Origin of the sequence: Blautia sp. NSJ-175 (genome assembly GCF_022867815.1) — a bacterium.
Classification (GTDB): domain Bacteria; phylum Bacillota; class Clostridia; order Lachnospirales; family Lachnospiraceae; genus Blautia; species Blautia celeris.
Genome location: NZ_JALIFQ010000003.1, coordinates 148,305 through 169,665, shown reverse-complemented (window position 1 = coordinate 169,665; position 21,361 = coordinate 148,305). Strand labels below are relative to the sequence as shown.

Annotated in this window: 12 protein-coding genes; all 12 read left to right on the top strand. The window is 44.2% G+C overall.

The window, feature by feature from the left end:
• Positions 1 to 42 precede the first annotated feature (42 nt).
• The 12 genes from MUB35_RS06315 to MUB35_RS06260 all read left to right on the top strand — a co-directional run bounded on the left by MUB35_RS06315 (position 43) and on the right by MUB35_RS06260 (position 21,106).
• Positions 43 to 753: a response regulator transcription factor gene (locus MUB35_RS06315; protein WP_054352159.1), complete on the top strand. Its 711-nt coding sequence runs from the start codon at positions 43 to 45 to the stop codon at positions 751 to 753.
• Positions 734 to 2,104: a sensor histidine kinase gene (locus tag MUB35_RS06310; protein WP_244805917.1), complete on the top strand. Its 1,371-nt coding sequence runs from the start codon at positions 734 to 736 to the stop codon at positions 2,102 to 2,104. The genes MUB35_RS06315 and MUB35_RS06310 overlap by 20 nt, the downstream gene beginning before the upstream one ends.
• A gap of 13 nt (positions 2,105 to 2,117) precedes the next feature.
• Positions 2,118 to 2,927 (top strand): ABC transporter permease, encoded by an 810-nt coding sequence (locus MUB35_RS06305; RefSeq protein ID WP_033139441.1) that lies wholly within the window; start codon positions 2,118 to 2,120, stop codon positions 2,925 to 2,927.
• 322 nt (positions 2,928 to 3,249) lie between these two features.
• Entirely contained in the window at positions 3,250 to 4,779 is a 1,530-nt protein-coding gene (locus MUB35_RS06300; RefSeq protein ID WP_244805916.1) for a response regulator, read from the top strand.
• Positions 4,761 to 6,527: a sensor histidine kinase gene (locus MUB35_RS06295; RefSeq protein WP_244805915.1), complete on the top strand. Its 1,767-nt coding sequence runs from the start codon at positions 4,761 to 4,763 to the stop codon at positions 6,525 to 6,527. The genes MUB35_RS06300 and MUB35_RS06295 overlap by 19 nt, the downstream gene beginning before the upstream one ends.
• Position 6,528: 1 nt before the next feature.
• Positions 6,529 to 7,893, top strand: coding sequence for an ABC transporter substrate-binding protein (locus MUB35_RS06290; protein WP_244805914.1), 1,365 nt, complete (start codon positions 6,529 to 6,531; stop codon positions 7,891 to 7,893).
• A gap of 291 nt (positions 7,894 to 8,184) precedes the next feature.
• Entirely contained in the window at positions 8,185 to 9,417 is a 1,233-nt protein-coding gene (locus tag MUB35_RS06285) for a sugar ABC transporter substrate-binding protein (RefSeq protein ID WP_244805913.1), read from the top strand.
• Positions 9,418 to 9,447: 30 nt separating this feature from the next.
• Positions 9,448 to 10,755 (top strand): carbohydrate ABC transporter permease, encoded by a 1,308-nt coding sequence (locus MUB35_RS06280; RefSeq protein ID WP_227210387.1) that lies wholly within the window; start codon positions 9,448 to 9,450, stop codon positions 10,753 to 10,755.
• On the top strand, positions 10,755 to 11,591 hold the full coding sequence (locus MUB35_RS06275; protein ID WP_054352168.1) for a sugar ABC transporter permease: 837 nt from the start codon (positions 10,755 to 10,757) through the stop codon (positions 11,589 to 11,591). Before MUB35_RS06280 ends, MUB35_RS06275 begins: the two co-directional genes overlap by 1 nt.
• A gap of 14 nt (positions 11,592 to 11,605) precedes the next feature.
• Positions 11,606 to 13,891, top strand: coding sequence for a beta-galactosidase (locus MUB35_RS06270; RefSeq protein WP_244805912.1), 2,286 nt, complete (start codon positions 11,606 to 11,608; stop codon positions 13,889 to 13,891).
• A 47-nt stretch (positions 13,892 to 13,938) separates the two neighbouring features.
• Entirely contained in the window at positions 13,939 to 17,820 is a 3,882-nt protein-coding gene (locus tag MUB35_RS06265) for a glycosyl hydrolase 53 family protein (protein ID WP_244805911.1), read from the top strand.
• Between the two features lie 4 nt (positions 17,821 to 17,824).
• Complete coding sequence (locus MUB35_RS06260; protein ID WP_244805910.1) at positions 17,825 to 21,106, top strand: DUF5107 domain-containing protein; 3,282 nt, start codon at positions 17,825 to 17,827, stop codon at positions 21,104 to 21,106.
• Positions 21,107 to 21,361 lie beyond the last annotated feature (255 nt).

The window sequence follows — 21,361 nt, the reverse complement described above, 5'->3', positions numbered from 1 at the left end:
TCTCATTAAAAATGGGTATCCGCAGTTGGAAAGGAGCAAAGTATGGACAGGGAGCAGGTTTTAATTGTAGAAGATGAGGCCGATATTCGTGAAGGAGTACGTATTCTTTTGGAAAGTGAGAACTATGAAGTGAAGGAGGCGGCGAGCGGAAGACAGGGGCTGGAGATCTTAAATGACAAGACAGATTTGGTCATTTTGGATGTCATGATGCCGGGAATGTCAGGAATATATACATGCAGAGAAATACGAAAGGTTTCCAATGTTCCGATTCTTTTTTTGACAGCAAAGGTTCAGGAATCTGATAAGCTGATCGGGCTGATGGCGGGTGGGGATGATTATCTGCCTAAACCCTTTTCCTACGCAGAACTCCTGGGAAGGATAAAAGCTCTACTGCGCAGATATAAGGTGTACATGGGAAAGAACGCGGGAGGTGATGCCGAAACCTATCTGGAAATGGGCGGTATACGGATACATCAATCATTTAATGAGGTTTATGTAAAGGGAGAAGAAAAGGAGATAACAGATATTGAGTATCACATCCTGCTGCTGATGATGCAGTATCCGGGGAAGATATTCTCGGCGCAGAATCTTTATGAAAGTGTGTGGCAGGAACCATATTTTTATTCTTGTAACAGTACCATCATGGTACATATTCGGAATCTAAGAGTAAAGATAGAGCCGGATCCTAAAAATCCAAGATATATACGTACTGAATGGGGAAAGGGGTATAAGTTTGACGCAGGCAGTGAATAAAAAAAATTCTATCTATTTCCAGCTTCTGCGGCTTTTGGTTTTTTCAGCAATCGCGGCAGGACTTGTTTTTTGGGTGATGAATTATTCGATGGAATATGTGATTAATTGCTATTATGATCATACCGGATATGAAAGACAGCAGGATGAAAACTATATCAGAAAACTACAGCAGTATATTGAACGGAATCAGCTTACATCAAGAGATGCGGAGTCACTGGATTCATGGGTGAAAAAGCAGAGAATCCTTACCATAAGGATTTATAAGGACGGTATTCAGGTATTTGATTCAGAGTATCCTCAGCAGGAATTATGGGAAGAGGAAATTGCCGCCGGTGATTATGAATGGGAGAACTATTATTCGGTAAAATTTGTTGATGGGGAAGCACAGGTATACATTTGGGGGTTATATGCATATCAGTTTTACAATTATGCATTAATCATAGAGATCATGTTTTCCTTTATCTTGTTTTTAATATTGGTTCTTTTGGGAATTCGCAGGAAAATGAATTATATTTTAAAGTTAAGTGAAGAGATTGAACTACTGGAAGGCGGGAGCCTGGACTATAAGATTACGGTAAAAGGAAAAGACGAGCTTACTGCGCTGGCGGAGGGCCTGGACAATATGCGTTTATCTTTTCGCAGTCTGATTAAACGGGAAGCGGATATCGTGCGGGAAAATCAAAAGGTGATTACTGAGATGTCTCATGACATCAGGACACCGGTCACCTCTATTATGTTATATACTGAAATTATAAAGACAGGAAAATATAAAGATGAAGTGCATTTAAAAGAATATATTGAGAAGATAGACAAGAAAGCACATAGAATGAAACAGCTTACAGAACATCTATATGAATATACGCTGGTAACCGGAACAACGGAAATGGTGTTGGAGGAACCGGAATATTATGAAGTCCTGTTTTATGACTTGTTCTCGGAAACCTGCAGCTATCTTCGACAGAAGGGATTTACTATAGAGTTCAGTATGGAGTGGGTAGATAAGAAACTTAGGATTTGTACGGATTATATATGGCGTATCATGGATAATATATCATCAAATATTATAAAATATGCCGATCCCCAAAAAGCAGTTGAGATATGCTCTGTCTGCAATGGGAACAAAATCGGATTTTCTTTCAGAAATGTGGTAAAACAGTTGGAGGAAACAGTGGAAAGCACCCACGTAGGAATACCGAGTGTTAAGAATATGATGGAAAAGATGAATGGGATCTGTGAAGTCAGACAGGACAAGGAATATTTTTATATCGCAATTATTTTCCCTGAAGCTGCTTCATATTCTGAAGAAGATCATAAGCGGAATGTAACAAAAGAATATATGGAAAGTGAATAAACAGGAACAGAATATGAAAGAAAAAATGTTAGGACTGCCAATGGAATTATATCATAATAAAAGGCTTATTTTGTCATTATCCAGAAATGATTTTAAGACAAAGTATGCAGGTTCTTATTTGGGAATTGTATGGGCATTTATTCAGCCGGTTGTCACGATCATGGTGTACTGGTTTGTTTTTACCATTGGACTGAAAGCTGGTGATATGGCGGAATATCCCTTTGTTCTTTATCTGATTTCAGGGATTATTCCCTGGTTCTTTTTCCAGGATGCGCTGAATGGCGGAACGAATGCATTGATGGAGTATAATTATCTGGTTAAGAAAGTAGTTTTCAAGATCAGTATTCTTCCCATTGTGAAGGTATTATCCGCATTGTTTGTACATGCGTTTTTTGTAGTATTTGCACTTATTATCTGCTCATTTAACGGGTATACGCCTACTCTTCATACACTGCAGATCTTTTATTATACTGGCTGTACGTTTGTTTTCGTATTGGCTCTTGTGTATGCCACCAGTGCTATTGTGGCTTTTTTTCGGGATTTGACACAGATCATTAATATCTTTCTTCAGGTAGGGATTTGGATGACCCCTATTATGTGGGATATAAATAGATTGAGCGGACATCCCATGCTGATGAAAATATTTAAGCTTAACCCTATGTATTATATTGTATCTGGATACAGAGATTCTATATTAGGGCAGACATGGCTTACTGCTCATTGGAAGTGGGGAATCTATTTCTGGGTTGTGACGATAATAATATTTATTTTAGGTTCCGGAATATTCAAGCGTCTGAAACTGCATTTTGCAGATGTATTATAGCGAATGTTTTGAATAGAAAGCCTGAGCTATTTATTGCAGATACTGCTATCCGAAATGCAGTCCTGATGATTGTTATCTTCTGGAAATGACAGAAGCAGAGGAAAAAACGGGAAAATATAAGATGATAATAACGGTTCAGTCAGGTCTGTGCAGTTACTGTACTGACTGTGCATAAGAGTAGTTACAGATTAGGATGGCATTATGTCATCCTATTTTTAATTTCTGAGCCCGCTATAGAATTTAAACAAAATATTTAGAATTTATACAGTAAAATAATAATAAATGTGATATTTTATAGTTAGAAAAGTGAGGAGGGTGTCCCATGATCAAAGTGATTCTTGTGGATGATGAAGTATTGGCATTGGATTATCTGGAAAGCCTGATTGACTGGGAGTCAGAAGGATTCCAGGTGGTTGGGCGTGCAACAGGCGGGAAGAAGGCATGGGCGTTATATGAGAAATATAAGCCGGAGATTGTTATTTCCGACATTCGGATGATCGGAATGGACGGACTGGAGCTGGCCAGAAAGATCAAGGAAAAGAATCCTGCAGCGATTGTCGTCCTTTTATCCGCATATAAAGATTTTGAGTATGCCCAAAAAGGGATACAGTACGGAGTATCCAATTATCTGCTGAAGCATGAGCTGAGTGAAGAGTCATTGCTGGCCGAGCTTACGCATATCAAAGCCGAGCTGGCAAAACAGTCAAAAAAGGAAAAAATATACCAGGAATATTTTATGAAGCAGTTGATCTATCAACAGGATGCCATGCCGGGGCTTGATGAGATGGATTTAGGGAACCGCCTGTTTATGATCATGCTGCATAGAGAAGATATTTTTCAGAACGGGGTTTTTACCGGACAGAGCCTTTGCATAGAGAACTATGAAACAATCAGGAATGTAATGGAAGCCCCTTTGGAAGAAACCGTATCTTATGTTGCGGATGCTAAGATGAACGAAAGCCATCAGATCATACTGTATCAGATCGAAAAGGAAGTGAGCAAGTATAAGATCAACCATCTGATTGAGGAGAAGAGCAGACAGCTTGCCGAGGTATTGAAAGAAACCGTAGGAAAGGAAATCAATGTACTTTACAGTTACGAGATCAGGAAAAGTGAAATCAGTTTTACGTTCCAGAAAATGTCACGGCAGATTCGGTTTGCGGTATTTTGGGAGGCCGGGGCATGTCTTGCACTGGAACAGATGGCTGAAATAGAAAACCAGGACAGCGTTGTCTGGGGAGATGAAATGATGGACCTGGAAAGTACTGTCTATAAAGAAAGCCGGGATATTAAGGAGATGCTGGATTACCTCTTTGACCTGGTGACTTATCCTCAGTTTAAGCTGAAATCCTTAAAAGAATTGGTACATTTACTGGAAATGACTTATAGGAAAATAAAAGAAAAAGAAAGCGTCACGAGTTCGGATGAAAAAGAAAATGTGTATAAAGTAAAGGACATACGGCAGTATTATACAGAACGCTTTCTCTGTCTGAACGGGAAGATCCACGAGGGTGAGGGGACGAAATATTCCAATATTGTTTTGGAGATGATGCGCTACATTCGTAAAAATTATAAGAAAGAGTTAAGCCTGGATGTGATGGGGGATGTCTTCCATATGAACGGTGTTTATTTGGGGCAGGTCTTTAAAAAGGAAGTGGGCATGACGTTTCTAAAATATCTGACAACGTGCAGGATGGATGCTGCGAAGGCATTATTGGAGAGCGGACAGTACAATGTGTCAGAAGTGGCAGAACTGTCAGGATACAAGACAAGCCAGTATTTCAGCCAGATATTCCAAAAGAATGTGGGCATGAAGCCTCAGGAGTATAAGAAATGGAACGAAAAGAATTGAGAAAAGGCGGATTGAAGTGGAAGATTCTGAAAAGTATCACGATTTTTATTGCTGTCTCCATGGCATTCAGTGCCTTGGCAGGCTATCTGTATTTTGTCCGTATTGTGAGGGAGCAGAAGATTTCAGATGAGGAGGTCAAGCAGCAGCAGATCGTGAACCAGATGCAGTTTATGACAGAGGATATTGATAATTTTGCCAAAAGCGTTATTATCGACGAAACACTGCAGATGGCCCTGGAGGAAGAGGAACAGTTAAGTGAGTTTGAGCTGTCCAGAAAGAAAGACAGAATCAGCAAAAGGCTGGCATTTTACAACAGCCTTAAAACCTATGTAGCCAGTTCATTTTTAGAGTTGGAAAACGGGGGCAGATACGGCAGCGGTTTTGGGGCAAGTGAGGAGGACTATCTGGAACGGAAATTTGGAATCCGGGAATTTGTGGAATTTAAAAAGGATGATTCCTTACAGTATTCTAAACCGTATATTGGGCTGGAATCCAGGGTCACGTCCCCGGTGGTATGTTATCGTGTGAAAATATGGAGTCAGGAGGATTTCGGAAAGCAGCAGGGAACGCTTTACATAGAGGTCTACCTGAACTATTTTATTGACCAGATGGAAGTTTACGGGCAGGAGTATGAAAATGTATGCCTGGCAGGAAGCAGCGGGGAAGTTTTATTTCAGAATGATAAGGATAAAAAGATTCAGGAATACATAAAAAAACAGGGTACAATAAAAGAAAATTTAAGCCTCAGGACAGAAAACGGCTATCTGATCTGCCATGCCGTAGGGTATACCGGCTGGGAATTGTATACGCTGATCACAGATGGTTATCTCTGGAGGCAGAGCTATTTTGTATTGAACTTCTTTGCAATCTCCTTTGTGCTGTCCCTGGGCCTTGTTCTTGTATTTACCTCAAGGACGCTGGAAAAACGGATCAAACCTATTACATATTTGTCTCAGCAGATGGGGAACACGCAGTATGATTCCATGGATTCAGTGGAAATCGTTCACACCGGGGATGAAATACAAACCTTATATGAGTGCTATCAGGCAATGATAGGGGAAATACAACGGGGAATCGAGGCGCGGATCACCTATGAGAAGCAGAAAAAAGAAATGGAATTCGATATCATGCTGTCACAGGTGAATCCCCATTATCTCTATAATGTGCTGAATACCGTCGTATATCTTGCCGCGGCAGAAAAAAATAAGCGAATCGTTAAAATCGTCAACGCACTGATCTACACACTCCAGGAAACGCTGAATCTGGGGGAAGGCAGGGTGGAGACAACAATCGAAAAAGAACTGGAACTGACAAAATGTTATCTGCAGATTCAGGAGTACCGCTACCCGGATATGTTTGAAACAGAGATAAGCTGTCCGGAATCATTGAAAGGGTACCGCATACTGAAGACAAGCATTCAGCCCTTAGTGGAAAATGCTTTGTTACATGGGATTCTGCCAACGGAAAGCAAGGGGAAGATAACTGTCACAATAGAAGAAGCGGAAGGGAATATTATAGTGATGGTAAGAGACAGCGGGCAGGGGATCGCAGATGACCGGCTTCTTAAATTCCGGAACAGAGAGCAGATCGTCTATGAAAAGAATGGCAGAAAACATATCGGCATCAGTAATATCCGGGACAGGATTGAATATCTCTATGGAGAGCCATATGAGATGAAAATCAGGAGACGAAAGGAAGGAGGCACGGAAGTCATGATGCGCCTTCCGGTCTTGCAGGATGGTGAGTAAAGTGAAAAAAGTGTGTTGTTTTTTGGTCGTAATAAGCCTTCTTTCCCTTGTGGGATGCGGGAAGAACCAGCGTGAACCGGAAGTGACAGAGAAGATACCAAAGGCGGACGGGCAAAACCATGAGAATATTGATTGGCAGGAAAGTTATGATGAACCACTTCCCGCAGATTATGAAGGCACATTATCCATGTGGGGATGGGATGACGCATATTTTAAAACGGTCACAGAGGCTTTCCGGAAAAAATATCCAAATGTGAAGTTTGAGTATACGCCCGTGGAAAATGGAGATTTAATACAAAAATATAAAACAGCACTGATCACAGGCGGGGAATTGCCGGATATTGGCTGGGCGGTCATGGCCTATCGGGCGGAAATTTTTGAACTGGACATGTGGGAACCATTGAATCAAGAGCCATATGGGTTTGACATTTCACAGGTCCACGAATGCGTCCGCCCGCAGATGATGAACAGCAAAAGGGATGTATGCGGTATTGAACAGACTCTTGCAGCGGCAGGTCTTGCATATCGAAGGGATTTGGCAGAGGAATATCTGGGTACAGATGATCCGAAGGAACTGGAAGCAATGTTCCCGGACTGGCAGTCTTTTATAGAAAAGGGAAAAGAGGTCTATGATAACAGCAATGGGACTGTATATTTGTGGCCGGGACTGGCAGATGCGCAGCAGTTTATCAGAGAACAGCAAGGGATTCCCTGGATTGAGGGGGATACTATTCGTGTCACGGATACGCTCAAGCATTCCCTGGACATAGTCTGCAAGTTCAGGGACAGCCACACTTCTGATACGCTGGAGGCATGGACGCCGAAATGGTATGAAGCGTTGGGGAAGGGCACCCATATCTTTACAGGATGCGCCACGTGGTCAGTGGCATTTGAAATCGAGCAGTATGACCCTGAAGGAAAAGACAAGGGGCACTGGGGCCTTATGAGCGCACCGGAGGGGAATATTCTCTGGGGCGGTACGACCATGGGGATTACCAAGACCTGTAAGGATAAACGGCTGGCATGGGAATTTATCAAGTTTGCCACGCTGTCGACAGAAGGGGCAGAGGCCCTGAACACCTTAGGGCTTCTGACCACTGCCATCAGGCCATATGAAGAGAATCCAGATCTGGGAAGTTATAAGAGCCCATGGTTCGGCAGCCAGGATATAGGGGATTACTTTTTGAACGAGATCGTACCAAATATCCGGGACAGGAAAATATCTGTAAATGACAGTGTGATCCATGAGGGATTAAATCTGATCAATGTATCCCTGCGCAAAGACCCTGAAATAACATCCCAGGATGCGCTGCAGTATCTGAAGGACTATTTGAAGGAGGAACTGCCGGATTATAAGATAGAGTAGGATAAGACTATCCGTCAGGTCAGCGCATTTACTGTGCGGACCATGTATAAGAGCAGTGGCAGCAGGCCGGTATCTGATGAGGATACCGGCTTTTATCTTGCATAGAAGTCACTGTTCGGTACTCTCACAGTTACGCATAGGATTCCGTTTTATCAGTTCTATAAAATGCAAACAAATTCTAAAGTTTGTCATGTATGGGAAATGAGCATGCGATGATAGAATGAAGCCGTAAAGAGATAAAAGCAATAAAAACAATGACATTATAAAATGAAAGAAAAGGAGAAGAAGAACATGAAAAAAAGGATTGTAAGCGTACTACTGTGTTGTGTACTGACAGCGGCAGTGACAGGGGGATGCGGAAGTGACAAAAAAGCGGAGGCAGCAGAGAATCCGGCGGGAGAGGATGGTCTTGCCACAGAGGATGTAACTTTAAAAGTGTGGGAGTCCTCAGGTGTGGCGCAGGAGTTCATAGAGCAGGCAGGAGCCGCATTTACAGAAGAACATCCCAATATAACCATAGAATATGAGAATGTGGAACTTGGTGACGCTAACGGACAGATCGCGCTTGACGGACCGGCAGGAGTCGGCGCTGACTGTTTTGCGATTCCCAATAACGTGATCGGAAATCTGGTTGCAGGCGGGCATATCACAGAGATTACAGACGCAGAGACACTGAAAGCGAATATTCCCCAGTCGGGTATAGATGCTGTGACGTATGACGGAAAATGTTATGGATATCCGTTCTCAGCAGATACCTATGCGTTGTTCTACAACAAAGACTTGATAGAGGAAGCACCAAAGACCTGGGAGGATGTGGAGAAATTCTGTGCCTCCTTTAACGGAAGCGGAAAATATGGGATGATCTTCAACGTGGCATCCGGCTACTATTCCGTCATGTTTAACGGATTAAACGGAAATAAACTGTTTGGACCGGATGGGACCGATGCAACAGATACATATATGAATAATAAAGACGCAGTGGAAGGCATGAAATATTTCCAGTCCTTCCGTAAGTATTTAGATGTACCGGCAGCCGATATTTCAGATGATTCCGTATGCCTTGCAGCATTTACCGAGGGAAAAGCCGCTATGTATGTAACCGGTGCGTGGAATATCTCCAACTGTGAAGATGCAGGACTGAATTTTGGTGTGACTACTTTACCGGCTTTACCGGGAGAGAATCATCCCTGCCCGTCATTTTCCAACGCAAGAACCATGGTAGTGTCAGCGTATACAGAACATCCTGCAGAGGCGGAAGCGTTTGCAAAATTCCTTGTTACTCCCGAAATGCAGAAACTGCGCTATGAGATCACAGGGGAAGTACCTGCAGGAGATATTGAGGTGGACAGTGAATATGTAAATGGCCTGATCGAACAGCTTCAGTACGCTTATCCGGCACCATCCATTCCGGAGGCTCAGGATTGGTACGAAACAATGGACAGTGCGTGTGCAAATATCTGGGACGGTGCAGAGGTACAGAAAGAACTGGATGCAGTCAACGACAGGATCGCAGTGAAAAAATAACACGCAGAATCCAGGAGGAGGAAAACTGTGATGGAATTAAAAACGGATGGCAGTTCTGAAAAAAAGGTAAGAGCAACAGCCATACTTTTTATGGGGCTTGGCCATATCTTGTATTTCAAAGAATATTTGAAGGGCAGTATCTATGCCCTGATAGAACTTGTAACACTTTGCCTCATTCCTTTTTGGGCAAATAAAATTTACGGGCTGATCACTTTGGGAAGCCCTCATCCGGAACTGCCGGTCAAGCAGCGTGACAATTCCATGTTTATGATGATAGACGGAATCCTGGTGATCGCGGTCCTGCTTATTGTGATTGCTGTCTATGTAGTGTCAGTAAAAGGTGCAATGGCGGAATATAAGGAGTTCTGCAGAAATGGCAGTCTGAATAGGAAAAAGGCATTCATATCAGGAAAAGCATTTCCCATTGCAGGACTTGCCCCGGCTTTAATACTGATGCTTGTATTCGTGGTTGTTCCCCTGGTGTTTTCAGCATGTGTGGCTTTTACAAACTATGCTTCACCGGAACATATTCCGCCGAATAATCTGGTAGACTGGGTAGGATTTACGAACTTTACGGATATGTTCGGCGGTAATGCTGCATGGACAGGAGCGTTCGGCCGTGTGGCTGTGTGGACGCTTATCTGGGCAGTGCTTGCCACGGCAACCTGTTTCTTTGGCGGTTTCGTTTTGGCGGCAGTGCTCAATGAGTGCCGGATCAGGATAAAACCGGTGTTCCGTTCCATTTTTATCCTGCCTTATGCAGTTCCGGCTATTGTAAGTATGCTGGTGTGGAAGAATCTGTTGAATGGGTCTTTTGGTATTGTGAACAGGACCCTGATGGAAATAGGACTGATCAATAATCCAATCCCATGGCTGAGTGATGCGGGACTTTGCAGGTTTATATGTGTGCTGGTGAACCTGTGGGCAGGTTTTTCTTACTTCATGCTGCTGACAATGGGCAATATGACTGCGATTTCCAGTGATATATATGAAGCAGCCAAAATTGACGGGGCCTCACCCCTCTATATGTTCAGGAAGATCACATTTCCCTTAGTGCTGTTTCAGACCATGCCGCTTATCATTATGGGATTTACGCACAATATCAATAACTTCGGTGCCATCTATTTCCTTACAAGCGGACTTCCCGAGGCAGCAGACAGTGCCGTGACATCGGCTGGCTCCACGGATATCCTTGTGACATGGATCTATAATCTGACCATGGACCTGCAGAAATATAACTACGCGGCAGTGCTGGCGGTTGTTATCTTTGTGGTTATGGCACCTTTCGCTATACTGAGCTTCAGACAGACAAAGTCATATAAGGAGGGAGAACTGTAATGGGAAAGAGTGGAAAAATATTTACTTCCGTACTTGTATGGGTGTTTCTGATCGGTACCAGCCTGTTTGTGGTGTATCCTCTGGTTTATGTGGCGGCAGCAGCCTTTTCACCGCAGCAGAATATCGCATCCCTGAGTATTATTCCATTTGGGAATGGGGTGACGATAAAAAATTTTATTTACTTATTTCAAAAAACGGATTTTCCGCTTTGGTTTCGCAACACGCTTATTGTAGCGGTGGCAACAACAGTCAGCACAGTATTTATCTGTGCATTAAGCGCCTATGTATTTTCCAGATTCCGTTTTGTGTTTAAGAAATCACTTATGATGTCGCTCTTGATCTTACAGATATTCCCATCCTTTGTGGGGATGGTTGCAATCTATGTGATCCTGTTAAGAATCGGGGGTCTGAATACATTATGGGGGCTGGTGCTGGTTTATCTGGCGGGGAATATTCCCTATAATACCTGGATGGTAAAGAGTTATATGGATACGGTTTCCAAAAGCCTGGATGAGGCGGCGAGAATTGACGGAGCCGGGCATTTCCAGATTTTTGCAAAAGTGATCCTGCCGGTGTCAAGGCCCATCATCGTATTGCTGACGATCACAAGCTTTATTGCGCCCTGGATGGATTTTATTTTTCCGAAATTGGTGCTCCGGTCGTCCAATGTGCAGACCATTGCACAGGGATTATTTGGATTTGTCACAGAAAAGAAAAACATGTTTGCAACATTTTCAGCCGGTTCTCTGATCATTGCAATACCATTTATTATTTATTTTATCGTGACACAGAAAACCCTGATCACCTCTTTGAGCGGAGCGGCTGTGAAGGAATAGAAGGAGAGAAAGAAATGAATCATCACGTATCGATTGCAGAGTTTGACAAAAAAGAATTTTACTCTCTGGGGGAAAATTTCCAGGGAGAAAACCCATCCGGAGAGCAGATCTCATTTACAAATTATTATATGAAAGTGGACGGGAAACCGTTTTTTGGCATAAGCGGTGAGTTTCATTTCAGCAGATGTCATGAGAGCCGCTGGGAAGACGAGATCATTAAAATGAAAATGTGCGGGATCAATGTGATCGCCACTTATGTTTTCTGGATTCACCATGAGGAGGAGGAGGGTATCTTCGACTTTGAAGGGTGCAGAAATCTGAGAAAATTTATTGAACTCTGCGGGAAACACGGAATCTATGTGATCCTGCGTATCGGACCGTTTGACCACGGTGAGGTGAGAAACGGGGGAATCCCGGACTGGATGTACGGTAAACCCTTTGAAGTTCGGAAATTAAGTGAAGGTTTCCTGTTCTATGTAAGACGGTTATACGGAAAAATATCTGAGCAGATTCAGGGACTTCTTTATAAAGATGGAGGACCCATTATTGCGGCACAGATTGATAATGAATATATGCATTCATCCGCACCCTGGGAAATCACCACAGGTATTTCCGAAGAGTGGGTATTCGGGGGAGATGAGGGAGAGACTTATATGCTCACGCTTCAGGAAGAAGCGAAGAAATGCGGGATCATCACTCCCTTTTACACCTGTACAGGATGGGGTGGTGCCATTACGCCATCTGTCATGATGCCTCTGTGGGGCGGGTACGCATACCGTCCATGGCTGTTTTACGGGGACAGGGGAGAACATCCCAGCACAGAAGAGTATGTCTATCAGGATTTCCATCACAATGGTGCAGTGGTCACCAGCGATTTTAAACCGGCTTACGAACCGGAGACCAGACCATATGCATGCTGTGAAATGGGCGGCGGCATGATGTGTACTTACAACTACCGTTTCATACTGCCATATAAGAGTGTGGATGCCATGGCCAATATTAAGATTGCATCCGGCTGTAATTTCCTTGGATATTATGTATTTCAGGGCGGCACAAACCCGCTGGGAAAACACGGTACCTTTATGAATGAATCCCAGGTACCGAAGATGTCTTATGATTATCAGGCGGCACTTGGAGAGTTCGGACAGATCAGGGAATCCTATGAGAGATTAAAGACCATGCATTTTTTCTGCAGAACATTTGGAGAAGCGCTGTGTCAGATGGAAACCGTTCTGCCAAAGGGAGCGTCTTTCATAGAAGCGAAGGATTTGGATACGCTCAGGTTTGCAGTCCGTACAGATGGGGAAAAAGGGTTCCTGTTTATCAATAATTTCCAGGATCACGAGACTGCAAAGCCAAAACAAAATGAGACAGTCACGATCCAGACAAAAGACGGGGAAATCGTGTTTGACCATCTGGATCTGGCCGGGGAAGAAAATTGTATTCTGCCGTTTTACATGGATATGGATGGCATTTTGCTGGAAAAAGCCACAGCCCAGCCAATAACCAGACTGGAAAGGGGCGGGGATATTACCTATGTATTCCTGAAACCGGAAGGGATGAAGGCTGCCTTTTATTTTGAGGAGGGTGTTCAGATATGCGGCGGGAATCCGGGGGCAGATGGTGTGCTGAGGTGTGAGGAAGATCAGGCAGCGGAACTGTTCCGGATTGCCAAAGGCGACAGAGTCTTAAATATCCTCTGCCTAAACCGGGATATGGCAAATCAGATGTATCTTCTGAAAGACCAGACCCTGCTGTTTGCCCATGGGGCCATTATGGAAACGGAAGATGGAATCCGGCTTGAGTCGAGAATGGCTGCAAACAGAATGTATTCTTATCCAAAGGATGGTTTTTGCGGCAATGAAAACGTGGTGAGGGCAGATGAGACAGATCCTGTTTTTGATATCTGGAAAGCGGATACGCAGGAAAGGGAACTTTCAGCCAAAGTCGTTCAGACAGCAGCCACCAGGTTTACGGTGAAACTTCCGGAGAATTTCATGGACGGTCTTAAAGATTTACTGGTGCAGATTCGCTATCAAGGAGATATCGGCCATTTATTTATCAACGGAACCATGGTGAATGACAATTTCTGCAATGGAGATGTGTGGGAATTTGGAGTGAGGACCTTTGAAGAAGAGCTGAAAGAACATCCGCTTACACTTGCCATTACCCCGCTTAGGGTGGGGGCGAATGTCAACGTGGAATCTGCAATGGCAGCCCGCATGGAGAATGCAGAGGCATACATAGGGGAATTGGAGCGTGTGGAATTATGCCCGGTGTATGAATTCGTTCTGAGATAAAGGTGCGGCGGATGATAACGATAAAGTCATAGACAGGAGACCATTCTATGAGAAAAATAAAAGTATTTCTTATAATGAGCCTGATACTCATAGGCTGTATGAGGGGAGTGGCTGTCCACGCGGGGGAAACAGGGGAAATCATAAATCCTTCCTTTGAAATATGGGAGACCGGCGAAGGACTGGACGGCTGGACAAAAAGTGCGGATACCACCGCCGGGGCAGTAAAGCCGGCGTGGAGTGAAAACGATGCGCAGGATGGAAATTACAACCTGGCCTGTTGGGCAGAAAGCGATTATCATGTGGACATTTATCAGGATGTTAAGGGGCTTGAGCCGGGCTATTATTATCTGACCGCCTATGCACAAAATGGCGGCGGCCAGAAGTCCTGCAGTCTTTACGCAGGCGGAAGCGGACAGTCTTATGCCTCTACTATGATACCTGTAAGTGAAGGCGGGGTTACGAAAGGATGGCGGGGTGTCACGGTCCGGGGCATTGAGGTGAAAGAAGACGGTGCACTTAGGATTGGACTTCGCACAGACGCATATGCCGGAAACTGGATGAAGCTGGATAATCTGAATCTGGTCAGAGAAACAAACCAGGAAACGCCTTATGAATTTTTAAAAGGCGGAGATATCTCGGAACTGACCTGGCTGGAAGATTCAGGGGCTGTCTTTTATGATGAGAACGGAAGCCCAAAAGACGCACTTCAGATCTTGGCAGACAGTGGTTTCAATTTTGCAAGGCTGAGGCTTTACAATGCACCGGGAAAAGGTAAAGGAAACGGAACCTACTACTGTAAAGAAGGGTATCAGGATCTGCCGGATATCTTATCTCTGGCCAAAAGAGCTTCGGATAAGGGAATGGAATTGGAACTCTCTTTCCATTACAGCGCTTACTGGAGCAATGGTGAGACCCAGAATATACCGAAAGAATGGCAGGAACAGATTGAAGGTATGTCAGAAGAAGATGCGGTTGATAAACTCTGCAGTCTTGTGTATGACTATACCTATGAAGTCATGAAAGAAATGAAAAGCCAGGGAACCGTGCCGGCTTTTGTGTCTCTCGGAAATGAGATACAGAGTGGCATGTTATTCCCTTACGGAAAGGCATCTTCGGAAAACTGGAAGTATCTTGCCCGCTTTTTGACCAGCGGAAGCAATGCCGTGAAAGCGGCATCGCCGGAAACAAAGGTTATTATCCATCTGGATGGTGCAGGTGACAGCTCAAAATATACAGGCTTTTTTGATAATTGTGAATCCTTTGGAGTTCCCTATGATATCATCGGACCTTCTTATTATCCGTTTTGGACAGACTGTGATGTAGATACCATTGTGGCGTTCTGCAATGATATGGTGGAGCGGTATGATAAAGACATCATGATCATGGAAACAGGATATAATTTTAATCCGGTGCTGCCAAACGGCCAGCCGGGGCAGTTATCGGATAACGGATGTTACAGCCAGGAAGGAACTTATGGAAGTACACCGGAGGGACAGAAAAACTTTATGGCAGATCTGTTCAACGGACTGAAAAGTGTAATAGACGGGCGCTGCCTGGGAGACTTGTATTGGGATCCGGTCATGGTGGAACAGAGAGGCGTAGGCTGGGCAATGCTGGAGGCTACGGACGAACCGGATATCAATGTGATCTCCAATACAACGCTGTTTGACTTTGAGCATAAGCTTCTGCCGGTAGGGCAGGTGTACCGGGACAGCCAGGCAGGCTATGCAGAAGGCGGTATTTCCGGAAGGCTTGTAAAAGCGGGACAAAATACAGAAGGTGTGAACAGGATTGAGGGATTGCTCAGACTGAACGGTATTGACCACTATATTCAGACAGATGCCTACGGATACTTTTACCTGGGAAATATACCGGAAGGCTCTTACAACATAGAGCTTTTGGTGGATGGAATGGAATATGCAGGGAATCTGGAAAGCCTGGAAATTGAAAAGGGAAAAAACACGGTATGCAGTCTGGAGTTAAAGGGTGCTGTCCTGTCAGGAAAGGTGCTGGATGATTCCGGAACCGGTGTGGAGAATGCGGCAGTCTATGCGTCTGATGGAACGCATGTCTTTGAAACGGCTACAGATGTAGAAGGCGGCTACACCATGCAGGATATTCCTGCAGGTACATGGGAAATCTGGGCAGAGGCAGCAGGATATGATGCATCGGAAAAAACAGAGAAAACACTGGCTTTAGGAGAGACTCTTTCCCATGTGGATTTTCAGATAATATTAAATTCAGGAAGTATTACCGGCAAGGTACTGGATCAGGAGGGGAATACCCTGGCAGATGTCAGAGTGAGCGCCATGGCAGATGATATCACGGTTTTGACATTTACAGACGAGAATGGAGTTTACACCCTCTCTCATCTGAAAACGGAAAAAGATGCGGCCAAAATATATAAACTCAACATATCGAAAGCAGGGTATGTGGAACAGGAGTACGAGGCAGAGGTACTGCTTGGACAGAATACACAGGCAGAGAATGTTGTACTGAAAAAAGACATGGGATCCGTGCGCGGAAAAGTGATGGATTCCAACGGAATGCCGGCCGAAGGGGTGACTATTGCCATCAGCGGTACAGATACCTATGAGGCTGTAACAGATGAAAACGGATGTTACAGTATTGCGGAAATGACATCCGGGACCTATACCGTGCAGGCGGAAAAAGAAGGATATATGAAAAGCGCTGCCCTGACTATGGAGATTGTGTATGGAGAGCAGACAAAAGCAGATGTATTGGTTCTGCCGGATAAGATAGAGGTACAGAACCCGGGCTTTGAGCTTCCGGCAAACCCGGAAGATGAATGGGATAAAGTACCGGCCGGCTGGGAAATCGAAGCGACATCCAATGAGGCCAGTGGTTCCAGTGTGATCAGGCAGGACAGAAGTACATTTGGAGGTGCTTTTGAGGGACAATACGGACTTTCGTTTTGGCTGGATGAAGCCTTTGCGGGGGATGTCAGCCAGCAGATGAGCGGTCTGGAACCGGGAAATTACCTTCTGCGGGCATATGTGTACTCAGGAATCAGTAAGGATTTCTGTCTGTATGCGAAGGATAGTTCGGGAGAGATCATCGGCAGTACGACAATTCAGCCCAGCGGCGGTTATAGCCCGGTCAGTCTTGTCTTTTCACTGGAGGAAGAGGTGTGCAGTATTGGATTCTACGCAGATACAGCCGGTTCGGACTGGGCTGTTGCGGACCAGGTGGAATTAGGGTATCTGAGACAGTATGAACCCAGCTATGAAGAACCGGATGAGAAGCCGGATTTTACAGCACCGAAAGCAGATGTGAGGGCAATCCCACAGGAGGGCGGAAGCGTGGAGGCTGTCCTGATGGGGGCAGATGAGGAGAAGGGAACCGCAGACTGGCACCTGATTGCAAGTCCGGCAGAAGGATACCGTTTTGTAAAATGGGTGGACGGCAATGAGGAAGAGATTGTGATTTCCACCAATCCGGATTATATGACTGTGCTTAATGAGGACCGGAGTTTTGCGGCGGTGTTTGTAAAAGAGGAAACGCCAAAGCCGGATGATACGCCGGACCCGGATGATAAACCAAAGCCGGACGATACGCCGAACTCGGATGATATGCCGAATCCGGATGATACGCTGAAACCGGACGATACATCGAACCCGGATGATACGCCAAAACCGGATAGTACGCCAAACCAGGATGATAAACCAAAGCCGGATCATACATCAAAGCCGGGTGCTATACAGAAACCGGGCAATACAGCCGGCGCAGGTAATAAAACCAAACCGGGAAACAGCAGTAATCTGCAGAATAAGTCTGAGAAGGCGGCTAAGACGGGGGATGAGACACAGACAGGTATTTATCTTTGTCTGATGACAGCGTCAGGTATTGCAGCGCTGGGCGTTTTCGCAAAGAAAGGCAGAAAGAAAGACAGAAATAAAGGAGAATAAGAGGATGGATACAGTTAGAATATGGGAAGAATCAGTTGTGATTCCTACATATGAGGTGGGAGCACCGGATAAGAACCCAATGTTTTTGGAGAAAAGGGTTTATCAGGGCAGTTCAGGAAAGGTATATCCCTATCCTACCACAGAGATCATCAGCCATGAAAAGAAAGATAAGACATGGCATGCAGTCTATCTGGAGAATGAATACCTGAAGGTTATGATCCTTCCCGAACTGGGTGGCCGTATTCAGAGAGCCTATGACAAGACAAACGACTATGATTTTGTATACTATAATCATGTGATCAAACCGGCTCTTGTAGGTCTTGCCGGCCCATGGATCTCAGGCGGGATTGAATTTAACTGGCCCCAGCATCACAGGCCGACTACTTATATGCCGGTTGACCATGTGATCAGTGAACATGAAGACGGAAGTAAGACACTTATGGTAAATGATGTGGACCAGATGTATGGGACAAAAGGAATCGCATCCTTTACTCTGTATCCGGGAAAAGCATATATTGAAATCCGGGGACAGCTTTATAACCGGACTGCCATGCCGCAGACCTTTTTATGGTGGGCCAATCCGGCAGTTCCGGTCAACGATCATACACAGTCTGTTTTTCCGCCGGATGTTCATACGGTATATGATCACGGCAAGAGGGATGTATCACGTTTCCCCATTGCAAAAGGTGTATATTACAAACATGACTACAGTGAAGGTGTGGATATCTCCAGATATAAGAACATACCGGTACCCACATCCTATATGGCTGAGACATCAAAATATGATTTTGTGGGCGGTTACGATTATCAGAAAGAGGCAGGGCTGCTTCATGTAGCGGACCACCATTTTTCACCAGGTAAGAAACAGTGGACGTGGGGCTGCGGGGAGTTCGGAAAAGCATGGGACAGAAGCCTGACAGACGAAGACGGGCCTTACATTGAATTGATGACAGGCGTTTATACAGAAAACCAGCCGGATTTTACATGGCTGAAACCATTTGAGGAAAAGACCTTTAAACAATATTTCATGCCTTACAAAAAGGTAGGCGCAGTAAAGAATGCTACGATCCATGCAGCACTTGGTGCAGAGATAGACCGTGAGACAATCAGAGTTACCGTATATGGGACACAGAGATATGAGGACGCAGAAGTAGTTGTGACAAATGCCGGGCAGGAGATTTATCGTAAAAAAGGTTTTCTGTCTCCAACAGATATCTTTGAGGCAGCTATCCCGGCAGATGTCAAAAAGAAAGAAGATATCTGTGTTTCTGTATATCATGGAAAAAAACTGCTGGTATCTTATCAGCCGGAAAAGGAAGAAATACCGGAACTTGGAAAACCGGCAGAGGCAGCTAAAAATCCGGAAGAGATCATGACCAATGAGGAGCTTCTATTGACAGCCCAGCATATAGAACAGCACCGCCATGCCACCTATCTTCCTGACCCGTATTATCTGGAAGGGCTGAAAAGAGATCCGGGAGACAGCAGGATCAACAATGCCTACGGAATGCTGCTTTTCAGAAGAGGTAATTTTACAGAGGCAGAAAAACATTTTCGCGCGGCGATCAAGAGACTGACGTTTCGAAGCCCGAATCCTTTTAACAGTGAGGCTTATTACAATCTGGGACTGGTTCTGTTTTATCAGGACCGGAAGGAGGAAGCCTTCGATGCATTTTACAAGGCAACCTGGAGCAATGAACAGCAGGAAATGTCTTTTTATTATCTGGCAGCTATTGAGGCCGGAAGAGCAAATTATGAGGAAGCCTTAGAGCTAATAGAAAAGGGGCTTGTAAAGAACAGCCATAATATAAAGGCAAGAGCTCTAAAAGCAGTCATTTTTCGGAAACTGGGAAGAACAAAGGAGGCAAAAGACTGGATTGCGGAAAACTTAAAGGTTGATGCATTTGATTATATGTCCGGATTTGAACTGGCGTTATCAGAAGAGGATAATACAGAAATACTTTCAGAAATGAATTGTTTAATGCGCAATTTCCAGGAAAATTATCTGATGACTGCAAGAGATTATGCAGATGCCGGGTGTTATGAGGAGGCAATTGCCATTTTGGAACAGTGCACAAAGGCATATCCGCTTTTGTCCTATTACAAAGGTTACTATTACGCAAAACTGGGGAATACGGAAAAATGTATCAGTGAGTACAAAGAAGCGGATGCATGTAACCCTATCTATTGTTTCCCCAATAAATTAGAGGACATTGCCGTATTAAAAGAGGCGATCCGTGTACTGCCAAAAGGTGCAAAAGCTTATTACTATCTCGGCAATCTCTATTATGATAAGCTGCAGTTTGAGCAGGCAATCGGGCTTTGGGAAAAATCCACAGCACTGGATAATAGTTATCCCACAGTACACAGAAATCTGTCAATTGCTTATTATAATAAGCAGGGAAATCTGCAGAAAGCAAAAACAGAGATGGAAAAGGCTTTTGCTTTGGATGAGACAGATTCAAGAGTATTTTTGGAGTTAGACCAGTTATACAAGAAACTGGGAGTGCCGTTCACAGAGCGTTTGGAGAGATATGAAAAACATATGGATATTGTGGCAGAGCGGGATGATGTGATGCTGGAATTTGTTACTCTCTACAATCTTACGGGTATGCATAAAAAAGCATATGAAACCATTATGTCCCATACATTCCGACCGTGGGAAGGCGCAGAAGGGAGAATTTCCGGCCAGTATAAGATCGCACTGCTGGAAATGGCAAAAGAAAAAATTGCTCAGGCTCAGTATGAACAGGCAGAGGAATTACTTCAGAAAGCAATGATCTATCCCCATAATCTGGGAGAAGGAAAACTGGAAGGCACAAAGGATAATCACCTGTACTACTATCTGGGAATTGTGAAAAAGATGCTTGGCAGCCAAGCAGAAGCAGCAGAGTGCTTTGAAAAAGCCCGGATCGGTGAAAATGAACCTGCAGGCGTTTTATACTATTACGACCAGCCCGCAGACATGATTCTTTACAAGGGTCTGGCAAATCTGGAGCTTGGAAATACAAAAGAAGCATATGCGTGCTTTAATAAGCTGATGGATTACGGAGAAAGACATTTAAATGATGAGATGAAGGATGACTTTTTCGCAGTATCATTACCGGATTTCCTTATTTTTGAAGAGGATATGAATGTGAGGAATAAGGCACATTGCTTTTATCTGATGGGCCTTGCAAAGCTTGGTATTAGAGAAAAACAAAAAGCTTCCGAATACTTTGATGAAGCATTACAGCTTGATCATAATCATCAGAATTGTTATATTTATAAAAAAATGGCAGTATAAACGGAGGTGAATCCTCCGACTTAAACCGATGAAAAGGGCGAAACAACAGAGCTTTACGGGATGTTGTTTTGCCCTTTATTTTTATGGATACACCGGCCGAATCAATCTTGAAATCACTTTGAAGTGAGTGAAATTTCCAATTGTATTGGTATGCCTATTATGTTTAAAAGCTTTGCTGGAAAAGATGAAAAAGAGGCAGGTAAGCCTGATTCTTCTATGTAAAGAGGCAAACCTCTGCTATAATAGAAGAAGCAT